We start from the raw sequence: 18,547 nt of genomic DNA on the forward strand, positions 1-18,547 counted from the left end.
CCATCTAATATTGTTCTAAACTTATCAAGCCTAGACGCTGTGCCTCTTTAATCGCTTCCGAGCGTGATCGCACGTTGAGCTTATCGAAAATACGCGACAGCTGATACTCTACGTTTCTCTGGCTCACATGCAGCATAGCTGCCAGCTCTTTATTACTAATTCCAGTAGCTACCTCATGTAATATCGTTTGTTCTTTTTCATTAATAGATACATCCTCGACAGCTACTTCTGTACGTCCGATGGTAACCTCATGCCGCCGAAGCTGCTTTAATAGGGTGATCGGAATTACTGTGTCCCCTCTCATAGCGCATCGTATCGCATTATGCAGCTGCTCCCTTGATACGGTCTTCGATATAAAACCAGATACGCCCGATTCAATTAGTAAGTTAAAATGTGAACCAATCTCATAGCCTGAGTAAATAATCACCTTGCGTTCAGGTTCCTGTTGAATAAGACGTTTCGTCAATTCCAATCCACTAATGCCAGGCATATTTAAATCACATAAGATAAGATCAAAATGCTCGGTTTGAACAATATCGAGAGCTTCGACAGCTGACAATACAACCGACACCGACATCTCGCTATCTTGCTCGATCATTGTTTTCGTTCCTTCTCCGACAGAAGGATGATCATCAACTAATAAGATACGAATCACGCGATATACCCCTCTCCGATCTACCGGTTGTCATAATCTCTGGCAACAAAATGACAACCTCTAAGCCGCTACCGCTTTGTGAATAAAATGATATGTCCCCTTCAAGACCTGTCACCCGCTCTTTAATCCCTGACAAGCCCATATGTTCAAATGAAACAATCATTTGATTAACATCCATTCCGACACCATCATCTTGATATCGGAAATATATCGTTCCTTTACGAAGCTCAAGCTCCAAAATTACAAGCTTTGCGTGTGAATGCTTGTCCGCATTGCGCAGCAATTCCTGTACGATACGATAGATCGCTGTAATCTGCTCCTCGTTAAGCGGACGATTAAATGATTTTGTTCGGAAATCAACAGCAAAGTTTACACGCATTTGAGTGTGCTCGATGATCGATTCAACAGCCTCAACCACGCCCATCTCCTTCAAGAGCGGCGGGCGCAGCTCATTACAAGTTTCACGAATTTGATGGATTACATCCAGCAATCCTTCTTTAATATCCTCTAGCTCACGCCCTAGGCTATCCGAAATAGGATAATCCATCATGATCGCTTCCAGCTTGCGATACCAAAGCAGCTGATCCTGAAGAGCCGAGTCATGCAAATCAGCAGCAAGCTTCCTTCTCTCATTCTCAGATAAGCAGAACAGCAGGCGCAGCACCCATGGCGAAGTCGTGTGTTCTTTGCGAACCTCCGACTCCAGATCCTCAATCAAGCCCTCGATTAAATATAAGTTCTCAAATACGATGCTTGAATAGTTGGACATCGTCTTCAGCCACCGAAGCTCGTCCGAATTAAATCGAGTATGATTAGTCTTCATACCAATCCAAAGGATGTGATATCTTGACCGTTGTCTGCCGATTACAAGTCCTAATCCATAGGGAAGCTCGATTAACTCGCCTACCTGTAAGGAATTGACCGTGCCAAGTAAAAACTCAGCGGTAATGAGCTCCTCTGGCAATTCTCCCATCGGGTATACAATATTCTCTGTTTGCTCCACTACTAGAAACGTAATCCGACTAACCGGAATAAGATCACTTATCTCTTGTTTAAGCACGGCTTCCAAATCACTTTGCTTCATGACTCTAGCGATCTTTCTTGAGAAACGATCCAGACTATCCTGATAGCTGTACATCGCTTTGAAGAGCTTAGGTCTAAACCTTTGATCAATCTGTTCTTTCCCATATAAAAACAACGTCATGCCGATATAGATAACAAAAAACACGCCAAACCACATGGACCATGACGGATTGTTCTCTCCTAATAATACAAACGCTACGAGTGCTGCTACTATTACTGATGGAACAAAGGCTAGCGCCGTATAATATTTAAATCTAGTTATAATAAAATCAATATCAAATAATTGATTTGAGGTTGATAAATAGAAATAAACGATCGGCAATACGAATAGAAAAAGCGCAGTGAACGCAGCTGGAAAAACTTGATCCTTGCCGATAATTTGAGGAAGTAAATTCATTAACGCAAACGGAGTAAAGGCAACTAGATGAGAGATCAAAGTAATTGTGAACAGAGAATGCAGCTTAGTACGCCGATGCTTAAAAAACTTTCTAATAAGCATGTACACGCATACAAAATTACCTATCAGCACTGAGCTGCTATAGGCTACCTGAATATAGGTATAAATACTGTTAGATGCTAAATCTGTCCAAATGTAAATTAAGCTTATGATCCCTACAAAGCCTACAATTCCATACAATGTGTTCAATATTGGTTTACTAATAAAATGAACATCAAATCGCTTCAGATAGATATTCATAAAACTCATAAACAATAATGGTATATTAGGAAGAATCAAATAAATAACAGTAAGCCCTACAGAATCACTTCGACTTGAAGCTGCCGAACTATAGTAGCTTAAACCTATTGAAATAAAAAACAAAATAAGAATGATTACTGCTTTGTCATTCCTTCGTTTAGCATACAGAAATCCTGAAAACGCACAAAAAATAATGAGTGAAACACCAGGGATATACAACTGAATCAACAGCTCCCATAACGAATGGTCGCCTGTCCAGCCCTTAGGAAACGCAATCCTCTGTGTAACGCCATCCTTATGTAATACGAAAACGTAATCAGCATATTCAATTGAATTATATTTCTTAACAAATTCAAAATCCTGCACTGGATTTCCGTTTACTTCTAATATCTGATCACCGATTTTAATTCCTTTTACATCCGCTTGTCCTGCTGGTTCTAAAGACTTAACATAATAACGATGACCAGGCTCCTCTACTAAAACTGCGCCAATAGAAGGAATTCTTACTATCACAGCAGTTAAGTATAAAACAGAAGCTAGCAAGACTAGCAGGAAGAGGATAGCAACAATTCGGTTAAAAAAGTTAGGTCTCATGCATTCCTCTTCCTTTCCAGAAAATCAGTAAGCTAGTTCCACATGTATGCGTAACCGCTATTTTTCTCGTTTTTATTCTTTAGTTCGCCAAGAAGTGCGCGTTGTTCCTCTACAGAAACACCTGCTACTTGTAGTTGTCCACCCATAGCCATAGACATTTTTTCAGTGTTGCTTACCAGCTGACGAATCGCTTCTTTTAACATTTTAACTCCTCCGCATCTCTACTAATATTTAGTAACAACTCTACTATAACAGGAATAGATTCGACAGGGAACGCAAAAGTGATTTGTATTTACCGAAGTCTCTTTTGCGTGGTATGTTTTTATACATTTCCAGGGTTCATTATATGCAAAAATTCTGATTTCCAAGGACTTATTTCCTGTATAGAGTCTAGTAATTCCTCAAAGCGATTATAGTGCATTCGACTCATAACTGACCCATATAATATAGTTCCTGTTCTTTCGCAGGTTTCAAGAAAAAGCTCGTGCTTCATGGCCACCTCTTCAGAGGTTAACTTTCCTTCAAAATACTCTTTAATCCAGAGATCCTCTTCCGCTTCTCCTTCTATTAAATACAATGTAAGCAAGGTGCATTTCCGCTGAAGAAAGTCACTCTTATCGTCCCAACGCAGCAAATCGCGAAGATCATTTTGGATTTGAGCTGAAACACCTATTTCAAGAGCATACTCTGCAACTACATCATTCCAAGGCCGCCCAGCCAATATAACCCCGGTCATACACGCCAGCTGAAGCAAAGTAGCAGATTTTAGCTTTACGACGTCCAAATAGGATTGCTCGTCATTTATTTCATTCATAAGGTCGAGCATTTGTCCATTTGCTGCTTGAAGCAGCTGTGCATTCATCATCTCCATGAGTGCAATTCTAATCTCGTTATTCGATGTACTGCTGAGCATCGCTTGCTGTGACAACGTTAGAAGAGAAGAAGCGACATGAATGGCTATGGGCAGAGGAACCTGCATCCACGGCTTGTCCGGTACATCCTGATCCTGCAAATCATCCAGTATATCTGACGCCAAAATAAACAGTTCCACTGCCGCAGCTGCCTCGTAAGGATCTTCTCCATTACCGCCAAACATACGATAGTGCATCACTGTCAGTTGTCCAAATCGTATGGACTCCGCTAGCTTGTCCTCAATAAATCGCTCTGCCAAACGTGCAAGAGGCTCAGCTGTAAAAAACCGCTGAACCATTATACGCATGTGTTGACCAATGAATGGAATACAATCGTTCACAATCGATCCTCCGCCAATTCAAGATCATTATATTATACTATTAAATCGTTACATAAACATCCGTTGAAATACGGTTACAAATCTACCAATCCAATGAAGTGTATTTATGCCGTTACAGTCGTTAATGCGTTTGCGTTTTTTTGTCGTTTGCTCTTCCTGTTTCTGACTTTCCCCCTCATTCATTTGATTTATTAAGTTTGTAACCATCTCCATTCTCATTTCAAGTAATTTCCTACGCTCGACTGACGGACTTTCGATGCGATCCCGATGATCCATTTCTAAAAAGCCCTCCTTGAGGTTTACATATGCAATTTAACAGACTATACGTAGTCTTTAATTTTCTTATACACTGACCCTCCCATTGATCTCAACTGCGTGATGCATATAAACAGCTTCCATTGTCATACCGCCTCCTGGGAGCTGCTCAATAAGCTTCGAGGGATTATCGCATGTAATAAATTCTCCCTTGCGCATTACACACACACGATCACAGTTGTGCTGGATTTCCTCCATATCATGAGAAGCGACGATAATCGTTTTCCCTTGCTCCTTTAGAAGCTGCAACAGCGACCAATAATCTTTTTTGGCTTGTGGATCTAGGCCTGTTGTTGGTTCATCCAAAAATATAATCTTAGGGTCATTAACCAAAGCGATTGCTAATGCTGTACGTTGCCTCCAACCGCCTGATAAACGTTTTACTAATTTATCCGAATACGGGCTGAGTCCGAATTGTTCGATGATACGATCCAAGTCATTTTTTCGTTTATAAAATCCTTGGAAAAGCTCCATCGCCTCTCGAACATTCATTTTATCTACTATAGTCGTACTTTGAAGATGAATTCCGATATCTTCTTTCAGCCGTTCAGCGTCAAACACCACATCGTGACCATATATACGTATACTGCCTTGGTCTGGCATACGAATTCCCATTAACATTTCTAGCAGCGTCGTTTTTCCGGCGCCGTGCGTACCAATAATACCGAAGATTTCACCTTCATTTACTTTGAAGGAAACCTGATCCACTGCCTTATTCGCACCATAGTACTTGCTGACCGAGCTTACCTGAATGATCATTTGCTTATCCATTCCTTGGCTAACCTCCATTCACACTTAAGCATTGCAATAACTTCTCGCTATAAGGTGAGATTTATGTTTTGGTATGCGTCATAGTTTTAAGATAACGCATGCAGCTAACTTTTTCACCGAAAATCTGATTAGTAATTCACGCAAATTTTTGCGTGACCGCAATGTAAACGCAAAATAAGAGGAAAACTTGATCATAGTTCCAACCAAGCCTAAAAATGGTTGCTATATGTTATCCACAGAGATATCAACAACTCTGTATAAATTGTTAGTTAATTCTGTCGATAGTGCCTAAGCATTAGTACAGTATTTTAGCGGAATTCGTCGTTTTGTAGGTCCAAAATCATACATTTATTTATTTTATCCACGTTATACACATTATCCACAACAAAACACCTCAAAAACTATCCCCTTTCCGTTCACAATATTAAGCTTTCGTAATTCCAGCATTTTCGGGGATTTTCCCCACTTATACACAAAATTGAGCTGAATTGTGTATAACTTTGTGCACAACACTAAATTTGGTAAATTTACAGCATTATTTTCTTACTCCGATATATAGCAAATGCGATGATGAACCTAGTAAATGAACATTGTCAGCAGAGTCATAAACCAATTCCATGAACTTTGCGAATTCATCTTCACCCTTACCTCTCCAATAATCGAATTGTTCCGCTGTAAGTGCTCCAGCAACGCTGGAAGAGCCGATCAGTTTGATCGTTTCAAACCCTTGCGCTTCCATAAAAGGCTTTATATCATCTATTTCATAGTAATAAGCTCCTGTGAATCTACCTTCATCAGAATGATTAAATACGCCCGAATCCATAAAGCTCTGAATCTCATTCATGTTATCAAGAGGCTTCCAGCTTTGCGGATACGCTACTGCAGTAAGCAAATGTCTAATGCGTGTCATAAAGGCAACAAACACATAACCGCCACTCCTTGTTACACGATAAAGCTCCCTAACTGCCCGTTCACGATCCTCTTCCTGCTGCAAATGATAAAGCGGCCCCATCATAAGAGAAGCATCAAACACGTCATCCGAGAACTGGCTTAAATTCCTTGCATCCGAGACATGGAAACCTTTAAACCGTTCTGACAACTTAAGCTCCTCAGCCTTCTCCGCCGCGATTTGTACCAGCCTTGGAGTCAAATCTGCTAACGTTACATCGTATCCGCTTCTTGCAAGCTCCATCGCATATTTGCCAGGTCCAGCTCCATTGTCCAAAATATGTCCACTCTTAGGCAAGGTGTCCGAGATGAAATGCCAGTTAACGATAAACTCAAGGGGCGCTCTGTCGAGACGCCCCCATTCATCAAATTGATTATAATATTGAATAAGTTTACTCATAACATCTGCCCCCTATTGGTTTTTACCAAACACCAGCACTCTTTCCCACAATAGAGAGAACGATCTCTACTATGGGAAAAGCTAGCCTCGTGCCTCATTGGTAATTAATTAGCCGCTTTAGTGGCAATCGATTCGACTATTCTGCTCCCAGTTGTCATAACAGCTTGATTGCAGGCTGAAACATAGGCCTGAGCGGCTGCAAGCACGATATCACTATGGATTGACGTGCCGCGGAAACGTTTCTGTTGATGGATAATGCTTACAACTGCTTCTCCATGAGCATCTTCACCTGTTGATAACGAATGCAGCTCCAAATCTTCAAACTCCGCTGCTACCGGGATTGCTTGTTGAATCGCATGGATAACTGCCTCAATCGGGCCGTCGCCCATTGCCATATAAGACTGCTCCACTCCAAACTCATTCTCACGAATTGTGACCGTTGCAGTGCGCGAACGCTGTGTACCGGCATGAACATGTAGATCAAGCAATACGTACGGATCTGGCTGTGTTTGTGTCAACTCACCCGCAATACGAATCAATTCGTCATCTGTAACGATTTTTTGCGCATCAGCCGTCTCCTTGAATTTATCGTACACATCCTGCAATTGAGCATCCGTCATATCGATGCCGTATTCAGCAAGGCGATGCTTAATTGCATGGCGACCGGAATGCTTTCCGAGTATAATCATGTTACGTGAAATACCCATTGCTTCCGGATCCATAATTTCATACGTATTACGGTTCTTAAGCAGGCCATCTTGATGAATGCCTGACTCATGCTGAAATGCGTTGCGCCCGACGATCGGCTTATTGTAAGCAATCGGAAAGTGCATTGCGCGGCTAACCAAACGGGAAGTTTCATAAATTTCACCGATATTAATATTAGTTTCTGCTTGAATGGCATCCTTGCGCGTTTCTATCGCCATGACAAGCTCTTCTAGGGAGCAGTTGCCCGCTCGCTCTCCTATTCCGTTCACGGTTACTTCAATCTGCGTCGCACCTGCGTTAATAGCTGAAATACTATTAGCTACAGCAAGACCCAGGTCATTATGACAATGCGCGCTGTATCTTACCGTTTCTCCGCCTCTAGCTTCCTTGCGCACAACGCGGAACAGCTCGCTCATTTCCTCCGGCATGGCATATCCAAGCGTATCAGGCAAATTAATGATAGTCGCTCCTTCGGCAATAACCGCCTCTACGAGTTGAATGACAAAGTCTCTGCCTGAGCGCGTAGAGTCCATTGCAGAGAACTCAATTTCATCTACGAACTGCTTGCCGTATGCAACCATATCTCTTGCAATCTTAATGACCTCATCACGAGATTTGCGGAGCTGATGATTAAGATGAATATCTGACGATGATATAAATAAGTGAAGGCGTCTGCGAGTTGCATCTTGAGTCGCTTTCACGGCTGCATCAATATCAACCTTTACCGCTCTAGCAAAACCAGCGATCTCCACATGCTGCAGTTCACGTGAAATTTGCTGTACAGCTGCAAATTCGCCTGGGCTGGAAACGGGGAACCCCGGCTCGATAACATCAATACCAAGCTTGCCAAGCTGGCGTGCAATAATAATTTTGCGTTCAGGATCAATGGAAGCGCCTGGAGATTGCTCACCGTCACGAAGAGTTGTATCAAAAATTTGAATTTTTTTCATTTCGTTTGTCATTGTTATTTCCTCCTAAAGATTCGTTTTGGATGTAGTTTTTTTCATTTTTGGGTACAAAAAAAGCTCGTCGTCTCCTTGTAAGAGACGACGAGCTTACGCTGCCGTGGTACCACTCTAATTGACCGGATCTTGCTGCAGAAGCTTAAAGTCATACTGCCTTAAAGGCAGCCTTGAATAGCTTGCTGCGGGATCCGAGCCCGCTTAAATGCCCGATGACGGCGGCTAACCGTAACGTTGTAGACAATAGTTGTCATCTGACAACTTGCTTCCCTCGTTCCGCTCCCAGGCGAGATTCAAACCTCAGCTTCGACTGCGTCACACCACCCCGCAGCTCTCTGTACGATTTCAGTTCGTTTATCAGCATAGGATAAACATAGCTTGAAATTCGTTTTGCCAGCCTACTGTTCTACTGCTCCTGTTCAATGCGTTTCCACTCTATATGGTTTATTGCTAATTATTAATTGGCTATATCCTTCACTTCAAGACAACAAGAAAAACCTGTCATCTCTTGAATCAAGAGACGACAGGTTATTAAGACCCGCGCGGTACCACCCTTGTTGACTCCCATACGTTCGCAAACGAGTAGGGACGCCCAACTTAAGCATATGGCCAACTCCGGATGTTGACTCACATGCACCCGATTACGGTGGTTAACCGTAACAATGTACCTGCATGGCTATCAGCATTATATTCATGCTGCCATCGCTTCCATTGTTCCGCTCCCAGGCGAGTTTCAAGCATCCTTCGACTGCGTTGCACCATCCCGCAGCTCTCTTGTGTCTTGGCGAGGTATGAATGAAGTTCATTCATAACGACGCTGCCAACATTCCCGGACAAGCTTTACTATTCCTGTTCTTTGCGTTTGTAACGTATGAAGTTGAAGTTTGAAGTATTGTTGCCTATTATATGCTCAATGAAATTGTATGTCAATTCCAAATAATAAATTATTTACTGACTGCTATTCCTTTGCCGCTATGGACACATTGCTTACAGACCAGCTCTCAAGCGAGAAGCCAGGATCGGCTTTCATATCAAGATCTGTGAATTGCGATCGTTTTAACTTCAGATAAGCTGCCGCTCCAATCATAGCTGCATTATCAGTACAAAGTGAATTTGGCGGTATAAGCAGCGGAACTCGTTCTGATTCGCAGCGAGTCGTTAAAGCTGCTCTTAAGCCTCGGTTTGCAGCTACTCCACCGCATAGCAGCAGCTGTTTCGCACCGTAATGCTTAACTGCCCGAAGCGCTTTTGTGACGAGCACCTCGGTAACGGATTCTTGAAAGCCGCGTGCAAGCGCCGACTCATCAAGTATCAAACCCTTCATTCTCGTTTGATTAATTACCGCTAACACAGCTGATTTTAAGCCGCTGAAGCTAAAATCATAGCTATCCGGCTCCAGCCAAGCACGTGGCAAAGAAATAGACTCCTCAGCTTCGACCGCTAGCTTGTCGATATGCGGTCCTCCCGGGTATGGCAAATGCAGCGCTCGCGCTACCTTGTCATACGCTTCACCTACCGCATCATCTCTTGTACGGCCAACGACTTTGAATTCGCCCTCACTCTCTAGCAGCACCAATTCCGTATGTCCGCCAGAAACGACAAGCGCCATACATGGATATACAATGTCATGCACAAGCTCGTTTGCATAGATATGTCCAGCGATATGGTGTGTGCCAATCAATGGAATGTCTAGTGCCATGGACAAGCTTTTGGCCGCTACAACACCTACAAGCAGCGCACCTACTAAACCGGGACCTTGCGTAACCGCTATTGCAGACATATCCTTTAGCGTAAGTCCGGATTCCTTTACGGCCTGCTCAATAATCAAAGTAATCGACTCTACATGTTTGCGCGAAGCAATCTCAGGCACTACGCCTCCGAATCGCTCATGAATCTCGATTTGACTGGATACGACATTAGATAAAATATGCTTTCCTCCGCGAATAACAGCTACCGATGTCTCATCGCAGCTCGTTTCCACCGCCAAAATGATATCATTCATTGGCTGTTTGTTAACCATCTGTTTCAATTCATTCACGTTCATTGCTCCCTTACCTTCAGCCGCTCTTGGTCAAGCTCCGCCCACATAATAAGCGCATCTTCATTGTTGTCTGAGTAATACTTTGGACGAATGCCTGCTGGCTCAAAGCCATATTTCCGGTAAAGCCGCTGTGCAATTTCATTTGAAGGGCGAACCTCTAGCGTCATTTTTACAGCGCCAAAAAAGACTGCTGTCCGCTGCAGCTCATTAAGCAAACAGTTGCCTAACCCTTGTCCACGGAAATCTGAGCGTACCGCAATATTCGTCACATGCGCTTCATCCATAATGACCCACATGCCGCCATATCCTATAATTTGTTCCTTATACTCCATAATCATATAACGAGCAAATAAATTGTTCATAAGCTCATTTGTGAACGCTTCTGTTGTCCATGGACTTGAGAAGGCTTCCTGTTCAATCGCCACAATGGCAGGGATGTCAGCCATCGACATCGCACGATAAATGAGTTCGTTCACTTCCATTTTCATGCCTTAGCTTCACCTGCCTGCTTTGCCTTCCAAACAACCTCAGCCTCGGTCAGCTGAGTATAGTTAGGGATCAGCTCATGCGGATTTTCTGTAAGACCTGCCTCTAGTCGTTTCAAGCCAAGCTCCGCAATCCATCTGCCCTCTTGGACAAATGGCTGCAGCAACACGTTCACTCCCGCCGACTCGCCAATCTGCTTCAAGCGGTTTGCACCTTCTTCATGAAGCGATAAATCTCCAACTAACGAGATGCTGCGAATATTGCCAGCCGGTTGTTCTGCTAGTTGCCGCTCAAGCTGATCTACAAAATCCTTCATTAGCCGCACACCATCATCCAACCAACGACTCCATTCAGTCGTCCACGTCATCGAGAAACCGGAGGTATATACCTGACCGCGCCTCGCATCCATAATTGGAAATACCCAGTGCTCGCCCTCTTGATTATTATCCAGCTTCGCCTGCCTGCTCAAATGCTGATGCCAAGCGCCATATGCTATCGCCTCTAGGCTGGATACGCTAACCAGCGGTTTGTTCCATACCCAGGCCAACGTCTTAGCTACAGATACCGCGATACGCATGCCTGTATAAGAACCAGGCCCATTGCCTACGGCAATCGCCTCGATGTCAGTATCCGCCAAACCGCTCTTTTGCAGCATTTCTTTGATATGTGTTACCACGTGAACGGAATGATTTCTTTCCGCTAATGTTTGAATTTCCGCAAGCACTTCATGACCTCTAACGATAGCAGCTGCCATTGATGCCGTTGACGTATCTAAAGCCAAAATCGGTACCGTTTCATTCCTCTGCTCAGTTCTCATCTGTCTGCTCCTATCCTGCTTACGGCTTCACACCAGCTTGCGTAAATTTCGCCATAACCGGTCAATTGAATACGCCGTGCTTCATCGCCAAGATGCTCGATATACAGCTCCAACCGCTCGGTTGGCAGCAGCTCCTTTATCAAGCTTGCCCACTCCACAATCGTTACGCCATCACCGTAAAAATAATCATCCAAACCAAGCTCGTCTGCTTCCTCCAGCGACAGCCTGTATACATCCATATGATAAAAGGGAAGCTGCTTCCCTTCGTATTCTTTAATAATTGTAAATGTCGGACTATTCACAATCCCATTCACACCAATAGCTGCTGCAAAAGCTTGAGAGAATCTCGTTTTTCCAGCGCCGAGATCGCCATCTAACGCAAGCAGCGTACCTGGTTTGACCCATGCTGCAAGCTGCTCTGCGAGTAATACTGTATCCTGTTCCGTTTGTGCCAGCCAAGCGGCATGGCCTACCTGTTGTTCCATACGATTCACCCGTTCATGACGAAAAATGATTATATCCGCGTTTCTTAAGTAAAACTCTCTTCTCTATGTGTGACCGTGATTCTTTTCCCTCAAAAGCTTGATCATGACGGACCAGCTCTACAGCGGCCTCCCCCGTCTTGGTTTCTCCAATAATAAAAAACGGAATCCCCTCTTGATGGAAAGCCGCTCGCATCACTTCCGCATGCTCGGATGCGATTGTGCCAAGCAAGACGTAATCTTCACCGCCGTACAACATCCACTCCAGCGGGTCTACTCCAACTTTTGATGCGTAAGCAGCTATACTGCCGCTCTTTGGCAAAAGCCTTTCATGAAGCACAAGGCGAAGCCCTGATGCTTCAGCAATTTCCCATGCTTCGCTCGCCAGCCCGTCACTCACATCATTAAGCGAATGACAGCTCCCGCATTCAAGCAGTAGCCTGCCTGCCCGAACCGAAGGACTCGGCCGCTGATGCGCCTGCACGAGCAAACCTTCACTACCCGCTTTGAAATCCGCGGGCTGCAATACGGTGCGCTCCTCCTCTACAAGGAGCGCATGCAATCCCGCCGCCGACTTACCCACGGCGCCGGTCACAAACACAGCATCGCCCGGCTTAGCGCCCGAGCGACACAGCTCACGTCCCGCTTCAACGGTTCCAACCACCGTTACCGCGATAACCAAATGCTCCGGCGCCGACGTCGTATCGCCTCCAACAACGGCAACCCCGTAGCGCTCGGCGCACTCGTACAGCCCATCATACAACCTCCGCATCCGCTCCGGCGTATACGATGGGGGCACGCTGACCGAGACGAGCGCATGCAAGGGCACGCCTCCCATCGCGGCAATATCGCTAATGTTCGCGGCAAGCGCCTTATAGCCGACATCCTCATCCCGCATCGTCGACGGCTTGAAGTGCACCGTCTCCACCATCGTGTCGACAGCCAGCAGCGTCCGCTTTGGTGATGCTATGCCATCCGCGGCAGAAGCCGGATCAACTACGGCGGTATCATCACCAATTCCTATTACAACACCACGCCGACTTTGCCAATCGCCATCTTGCCTGCCGGCCGTCCAATGATGAATACTCGCAAACTCATCCAAAATGCTGATCTCCTTCATCTCAAAACAGTAGCCCGCCGCTTACAGCTTGCCAGGGCGGCTTCACCGTCCTGAATAGTACTACTATCATCATTAGTGAATATCCCGTTTCTTAAACCGTCCGCCCTTCACATCGTGAATATTGCCTACAGCGAGAAAAGCGACAGGGTCGAGCTCGTGAACAATTGACTTCATCTTTGCTTCTTCAAGCCGTGTAATTACGCAGAAAATAACGCGTTTGCTGCCGCCAGTAAAGCCGCCCTCACCATGTAAATAAGTAACGCCGCGTCCGAGCCTACTCATAATTGCCGAGCCAATTTCTTTCGATTCGTCACTAATGATCCATACAGCCTTCGATTCATCGAAGCCCTCGATCGTGATATCAATTAGCTTATAAGCAATATAATACGCGATAAGAGAATACATCGCCCGATCCCAGCCAAACACGAATCCCGCGCTGCCAAGAATAAATAAATTGAAAAACATAACCGTCTCGCCTACGGATAACGGAACCCGCTTATTAAAGACGATAGCAACAATTTCAGTACCGTCCAGTGATCCGCCGAAGCGAATGACCATGCCCACGCCAATGCCTAATATGACACCGCCAAAAATAGCAGCGAGAAAAGGCTCTACCGTAAGCGGAGGTACTGGATGAAGCAAAAACGTTCCTAGCGACATGACCGATACACCATACAGCGTCGATATTGCGAAGGTTTTGCCAATTTGCTTATAACCGAGAAACAAAAAAGGAAGATTTAAAAGAAATAGAAAAAGACCAAGCGGCACCTTCGATAAATAGGAGGCCATGATCGATATGCCGACAATACCACCATCAATAATGTGATTTGGTACTAGAAAGATTTCCAGCCCAACCGAAACCAGTGCAGCGCCGAGAGTAATAAATAGAACTCTTCGCAGTACTTCGAGCTTGGACAGTTTGTGGTGCTGTAATGATCCCATAAATGAACGCACATCCCCTACGAGCTCTATTTCTCATTATTTTACCTTAAACACTGCCAGATATAAAGCAAGTCTACCATTATTGCAAAAAAAAGAAACCTTCCGCATTTAGCAGCTAAATGCCGCTAGCGGATAGATTTCCCTACAATATTTCACGATCAGTTGAGAGAGAAACTATAACTCTTTTACGATGGTAATATGAAGCTCGTTCTTTAACTCAACCTCATAGGCAGAAGCGGGCATCGTGCCATCCGCCTCCATAATAATCCGTACGCGGGGACGATGAACAGCCAGTTCATTATTTTCCGATACGACGCCCACTTGGCCTGTACTAAGCAAAAGCGAAGTTGAAATCGGATAAATCGATATATGTCGACAAAACAGCTTGATGAGATCAAAATCAAAAAAAGTGCCGCCAGCAGCAAACAAAAACTCAATGGCTTCGCTCGCTGTATAACGCTTGCGATGCGGCCTTGGTGATGTTAAAGCATCGAATGTGTCTGCTAATCCTACGATTTGAGCATACATATGAATTTCATTTTCCTTTAGCCCTCGTGGATAGCCTGACCCGTTAAAGCGTTCATGATGCTGAAGCGCGCAATGTGCAGAAACGATAGATATATCATGATATTTACGTAATATATCGAAACCTTCCTTAGCATGGCTTTCGATGACTACACGTTCCGCCATCGATAAACCGCCGGTATGAGTCAACAGCTTTTGCGGTACCTTCGTCATGCCGATATCAAAGAGCAGCGCCCCTATGCCAAGTTCTTCAAGCTGATTGCGGTTAAAGCCCTTTGCCATACCCATAATACCGGCAAGCACGGCCACATTAAAGGAATGCTGAAACAAATAGCCGCCCATTGCATGAATACTCGTTAAATTAACGAGCATATTAGGGCGCGAAGATAAATCCTGCATGATTTGCCCGAATACCGCCCGAAAATTCCGGCCCATATCTGGTGCTATTGTTCGCCCTTTTGTTACAGTTTGGTCTTTAAAGGAGTTCATCGTCTTATATATAGAATCGACTGCTTGCTTACGCGTTTCCTCACGAATCGTATCTTCAGGAATCAGATCCGCCGTCAACCCGTCCTCTATGAATAGAAAATCGATGCCCAAGTTGCACAATCGATCGATGTAACGATCATTTAATTCAACCCCTTCTCCCAGAAGCACGCTGCCGTTTTCTTGAAAAATGGGTTTAGCCACCTTGTCCCCCGGCTTGACCATTCCAATCTGCACTTTTCTCATTAGATTAGTTCCCGCCTTTGATAATTTTGCACTTGTAACCGGATCTTATCTATTTTATCAGAACTATGTCCGACTGACTATGCAAGACACACGAAAAAGAGGATGTCCCTAAAGTAGAGGTAACTGATAATCCGGCGCTTTAGAGGCACATTGGCGGAATGGGCAGCATAATAGATCTAGTTTCTAGATCTATTTGTGTAGAATTGGTCGTTTTCAGGGAAATAGGTCTAGTTTCTAGATTTAATACTGATAATCCGGCCCTTTAGAGGCGCATTGGCGAAATGGGCAGCATAATAGATCTAGTTTCTAGATCTATTTGTGTAGAGTTGGTCGTTTTTAGGGAAATAGGTCTAGTTTCTAGACCTATTTCTGATAATCCGGCGCTTTAGAGGCACATTGGCGGAATGGGCAGCATAATAGATCTAGTTTCTAGATCTATTTGTGTAGAATTGGTCGTTTTTAGGGAAATAGGTCTAGTTTCTAGACCTATTTCTGATAATCCGGCGCTTTAGAGGCGCATTGGCGAAATGAGCGGCATAATGGAACTGTCCCAAAAGTCATCAAAGATGACGATGGGAGAGCCCCTTTCTATTCAGAACAAATGTGGTTCCCAAATTCACTACGCAGTCGAATGTTCTTCCGATCGCTGTTGTTCGCGGATTCCTGGAATGAATTGGCCGAGGAAGGAATCCGTGAACAAAGGCGACCGCTGGCGCTTCTCCAGAATCATTCGACCTGCTCCGTTTGGTTGAACCTTGAACATTTTAAAAGCAAAAGAAACCTGCCCTTGTTAAAATGGAAGTACCACCAACCATTTCTGAATAAAGAGAGGCTTCATATGTTCATCGAATATACCATGGATCAGTTATCCTTACTATGTACAGGCCGGAACAGAGAATCAATTCATTGTCAGTTACAGCCTTCATCAGCGCAAGGCGGATACCCGGTGCCTGAAACCCCATCTGGAAAAAGTCTAAGCAACAGTAGGGCAACTTCCCGGTACGATCATCGCAGATGCAGGATATGGTAGCGAAGAGAAATACGCTTATCTGGAAGAGGAAGAACGCAGAGCGCTGGTCAAAAACAATACGTATCACTTTGGTCACGTGAAGAACAATCGAGGATTTCGCAGATTTCTGCTTCGAGGCTTACAAAAAGTAAGCTTGGTGGCCGGGACAGCTTGCCCACAATCTGCTGAAGAAATTAACGATCGAAAAAAATCCAAAACGGCCATGCGGGCTTAGACCTGCATGGCCGTTTTCGTGATAGTTCAAGGCGACTCAATCGTAATTAATTTAAAAACTTTACCCCTTTTGGGACGGTCTCTTTTAGGCTAGTTTTCGTTTGACCATTCGATTGCGGCCATTGTATTTCGCTTCATACAATGCGGCATCCGCTTGTGAGAGCAGCTCACGTAAAAAGGCTTTCGGGTCAGCTAAATCGGAAGGTTCAAAATGCTCAATAGAGATTACTCCCATACTTACCGTTACCGATATAGGCTCCTCCGCCGTCCCCATACTTATTTTATTCTGCTCAACCGATTCCATAAGAAGTCCGGCAATGTGATCCGCTTGCTCTCGGTTAGTATGCGGCAAATATACGGTGAATTCTTCTCCGCCATAACGCGCAAATAAATCCGTAAACCGTAAAACTCCCCGCACCGCATCGACCGTACCGCAAAGCACTTCATCTCCAATTAAATGACCATACTTATCGTTGATTAATTTAAAATGATCAAGGTCGAATAAAAAAATAGAGAAAGGAATGCCATAACGAATATTCGCAACGACCTCATGCTCCAATTGATGAAGCAAATAACGCCGGTTATAGCAGCCGGTCAGACCGTCCGTAATCGCCATATGCTCAAGCTTCTTATTCGCTTGAAACAGCTCGTCCTGCATAATAAGCAGGTCCCTATTTCGATCCTGAAGGAGCTCATTCTGACTATTCGTTTCCTCAACCAGCAGTCGAAGCTCCGTCACATCCTGGAAGGTCAGCACTCTGCCTACTAACGTCTTCTTCATGTCAAAAATTGGGGCGGACTGAACGATGATATGTCTGTACTTATCATGCTGGATTGCAATTTCCATCTCTAACCTTTCCAAAGGACGTTTACACTGAGCTTCAAAAAAAGCGGTAACCTCACTAGTAATCTGACCTTTTAATTGTGGTTCTAGTAGAGAAGGAATAAATTTATCGCCTATCCGAAGCCTGATAATCGGTTTGATCACTTTATTCACATCAATAATAATACCGTTCTCATCTAATACGACAATCCCCATCGACATCGTATTCATAACATCTCTTTGGACGGTTTGGATAATATCGAGTACCCTGTTGCGCCTAATGGCATGCACCAAATAAACAGCAGCAAAAGCCATCCCTATTGAAATAATCGGAAAATACTGAACCATCCTATCAATTAATAGGACATTGATAACCAAATCCGTTAAAGCAAACGAGACGAGTAGAAACATACCGTTTATCGCGGTCTTGATCAATGTGCGCTGCTGAACTGAGTTTTCACCCCGCAGCTTATAAAACATAATAATAAAAGAAACAACAACATACAGCATCAGCTGCACAATCATAAACCAGTATAACGGTCCTGATTCAAGCTGCTTCAGCGGGCTAAGCTGCTCATTAACTCTCATAAACATGCCGTTAGGGTTAATAATGACTAATACGACAGAAGTAAGCGCTGGCAACGCCATAATGAACAACCGGCTCTTTCGTATAACATACGACTGGCCGGTGAGATAAACGATAAATACGAACCATCCAATTCCGAGTAAGGAAAGCCCTGCGTAGGATAGCGTAAGAAAAAACAGTCTAAAGTCCGAAGAAGTAGCAGTATGTGCAACAAATTGAAAGAGCGTCCAACTCATAAATGCAACATGCAGCGTTAAGTACATACGATGCAATATCGTGACGTTGCTGGAAGAAAACACGTAGAAAAACAAGCCGAACAGCACTAGAAACATACTAAAGTCTAGCCAGATCATCCATTCCAATAC

The 18,547-nt window shown here is 44.3% G+C and carries 16 protein-coding genes and 1 pseudogene; 1 reads left to right on the top strand and 16 read right to left on the bottom strand.

Going from position 1 to position 18,547, the window contains the following annotated elements; translation table 11 throughout:
* Positions 1–4 precede the first annotated feature (4 nt).
* The 15 genes from AC0YN6_RS24110 to AC0YN6_RS24180 all read right to left on the bottom strand — a co-directional run bounded on the left by AC0YN6_RS24110 (position 5) and on the right by AC0YN6_RS24180 (position 15,530).
* Positions 5–655, bottom strand: a complete 651-nt coding sequence (locus AC0YN6_RS24110; RefSeq protein WP_475749970.1) for a response regulator — start codon at positions 653–655, stop codon at positions 5–7.
* Entirely contained in the window at positions 633–3,029 is a 2,397-nt protein-coding gene (locus AC0YN6_RS24115; RefSeq protein ID WP_475749971.1) for an ATP-binding protein, read from the bottom strand. The genes AC0YN6_RS24110 and AC0YN6_RS24115 overlap by 23 nt, the downstream gene beginning before the upstream one ends.
* Before the next feature lie 32 nt (positions 3,030–3,061).
* Complete coding sequence (locus tag AC0YN6_RS24120) at positions 3,062–3,232, bottom strand: hypothetical protein (protein WP_475749972.1); 171 nt, start codon at positions 3,230–3,232, stop codon at positions 3,062–3,064.
* A 119-nt stretch (positions 3,233–3,351) separates the two neighbouring features.
* A complete protein-coding gene (locus AC0YN6_RS24125) occupies positions 3,352–4,281 on the bottom strand; it encodes a polyprenyl synthetase family protein (RefSeq protein ID WP_475749973.1) in 930 nt (309 codons plus the stop codon).
* A 48-nt stretch (positions 4,282–4,329) separates the two neighbouring features.
* The gene (locus tag AC0YN6_RS24130; RefSeq protein ID WP_475749975.1) at positions 4,330–4,557 is read right to left on the bottom strand and encodes a hypothetical protein; all 228 of its coding nucleotides are present in this window, start codon (positions 4,555–4,557) and stop codon (positions 4,330–4,332) included.
* A 66-nt stretch (positions 4,558–4,623) separates the two neighbouring features.
* Entirely contained in the window at positions 4,624–5,367 is a 744-nt protein-coding gene (locus AC0YN6_RS24135; protein ID WP_475749977.1) for an ABC transporter ATP-binding protein, read from the bottom strand.
* A gap of 535 nt (positions 5,368–5,902) precedes the next feature.
* Positions 5,903–6,715: a class I SAM-dependent methyltransferase gene (locus AC0YN6_RS24140; RefSeq protein WP_475749978.1), complete on the bottom strand. Its 813-nt coding sequence runs from the start codon at positions 6,713–6,715 to the stop codon at positions 5,903–5,905.
* A 104-nt stretch (positions 6,716–6,819) separates the two neighbouring features.
* The gene (locus AC0YN6_RS24145; RefSeq protein WP_475749980.1) at positions 6,820–8,385 is read right to left on the bottom strand and encodes a 2-isopropylmalate synthase; all 1,566 of its coding nucleotides are present in this window, start codon (positions 8,383–8,385) and stop codon (positions 6,820–6,822) included.
* A gap of 958 nt (positions 8,386–9,343) precedes the next feature.
* Positions 9,344–10,405, bottom strand: a complete 1,062-nt coding sequence (gene tsaD / locus AC0YN6_RS24150; RefSeq protein ID WP_475750091.1) for a tRNA (adenosine(37)-N6)-threonylcarbamoyltransferase complex transferase subunit TsaD — start codon at positions 10,403–10,405, stop codon at positions 9,344–9,346.
* Between the two features lie 20 nt (positions 10,406–10,425).
* Positions 10,426–10,914 carry a ribosomal protein S18-alanine N-acetyltransferase gene (gene rimI / locus AC0YN6_RS24155; protein WP_475749981.1) on the bottom strand — a complete coding sequence of 163 codons (489 nt, stop codon included), beginning with the start codon at positions 10,912–10,914 and terminating at the stop codon, positions 10,426–10,428.
* On the bottom strand, positions 10,911–11,729 hold the full coding sequence (gene tsaB, locus AC0YN6_RS24160) for a tRNA (adenosine(37)-N6)-threonylcarbamoyltransferase complex dimerization subunit type 1 TsaB (RefSeq protein WP_475749983.1): 819 nt from the start codon (positions 11,727–11,729) through the stop codon (positions 10,911–10,913). Before tsaB ends, rimI begins: the two co-directional genes overlap by 4 nt.
* A complete protein-coding gene (tsaE, locus tag AC0YN6_RS24165) occupies positions 11,726–12,214 on the bottom strand; it encodes a tRNA (adenosine(37)-N6)-threonylcarbamoyltransferase complex ATPase subunit type 1 TsaE (RefSeq protein ID WP_475749984.1) in 489 nt (162 codons plus the stop codon). Before tsaE ends, tsaB begins: the two co-directional genes overlap by 4 nt.
* A gap of 13 nt (positions 12,215–12,227) precedes the next feature.
* Positions 12,228–13,331 carry a thiamine-phosphate kinase gene (gene thiL / locus AC0YN6_RS24170; RefSeq protein WP_475749985.1) on the bottom strand — a complete coding sequence of 368 codons (1,104 nt, stop codon included), beginning with the start codon at positions 13,329–13,331 and terminating at the stop codon, positions 12,228–12,230.
* Between the two features lie 72 nt (positions 13,332–13,403).
* The gene (locus AC0YN6_RS24175; protein ID WP_475749987.1) at positions 13,404–14,273 is read right to left on the bottom strand and encodes a YitT family protein; all 870 of its coding nucleotides are present in this window, start codon (positions 14,271–14,273) and stop codon (positions 13,404–13,406) included.
* 174 nt (positions 14,274–14,447) lie between these two features.
* Positions 14,448–15,530 carry an HD-GYP domain-containing protein gene (locus AC0YN6_RS24180; RefSeq protein WP_475749989.1) on the bottom strand — a complete coding sequence of 361 codons (1,083 nt, stop codon included), beginning with the start codon at positions 15,528–15,530 and terminating at the stop codon, positions 14,448–14,450.
* Between the two features lie 872 nt (positions 15,531–16,402).
* Between AC0YN6_RS24180 and AC0YN6_RS24185 the strand changes: the two are divergent.
* Positions 16,403–16,627, top strand: a pseudogene (locus AC0YN6_RS24185) (transposase); the annotation flags it as partial.
* A gap of 231 nt (positions 16,628–16,858) precedes the next feature.
* Here the strand turns inward: AC0YN6_RS24185 and AC0YN6_RS24190 are convergent.
* Positions 16,859–18,535 (bottom strand): histidine kinase N-terminal 7TM domain-containing diguanylate cyclase, encoded by a 1,677-nt coding sequence (locus AC0YN6_RS24190; RefSeq protein ID WP_475750093.1) that lies wholly within the window; start codon positions 18,533–18,535, stop codon positions 16,859–16,861.
* Between the last annotated feature and the right edge of the window lie 12 nt (positions 18,536–18,547).

The sequence above is a fragment of the Paenibacillus sp. J22P15 genome (genome assembly GCF_056269345.1).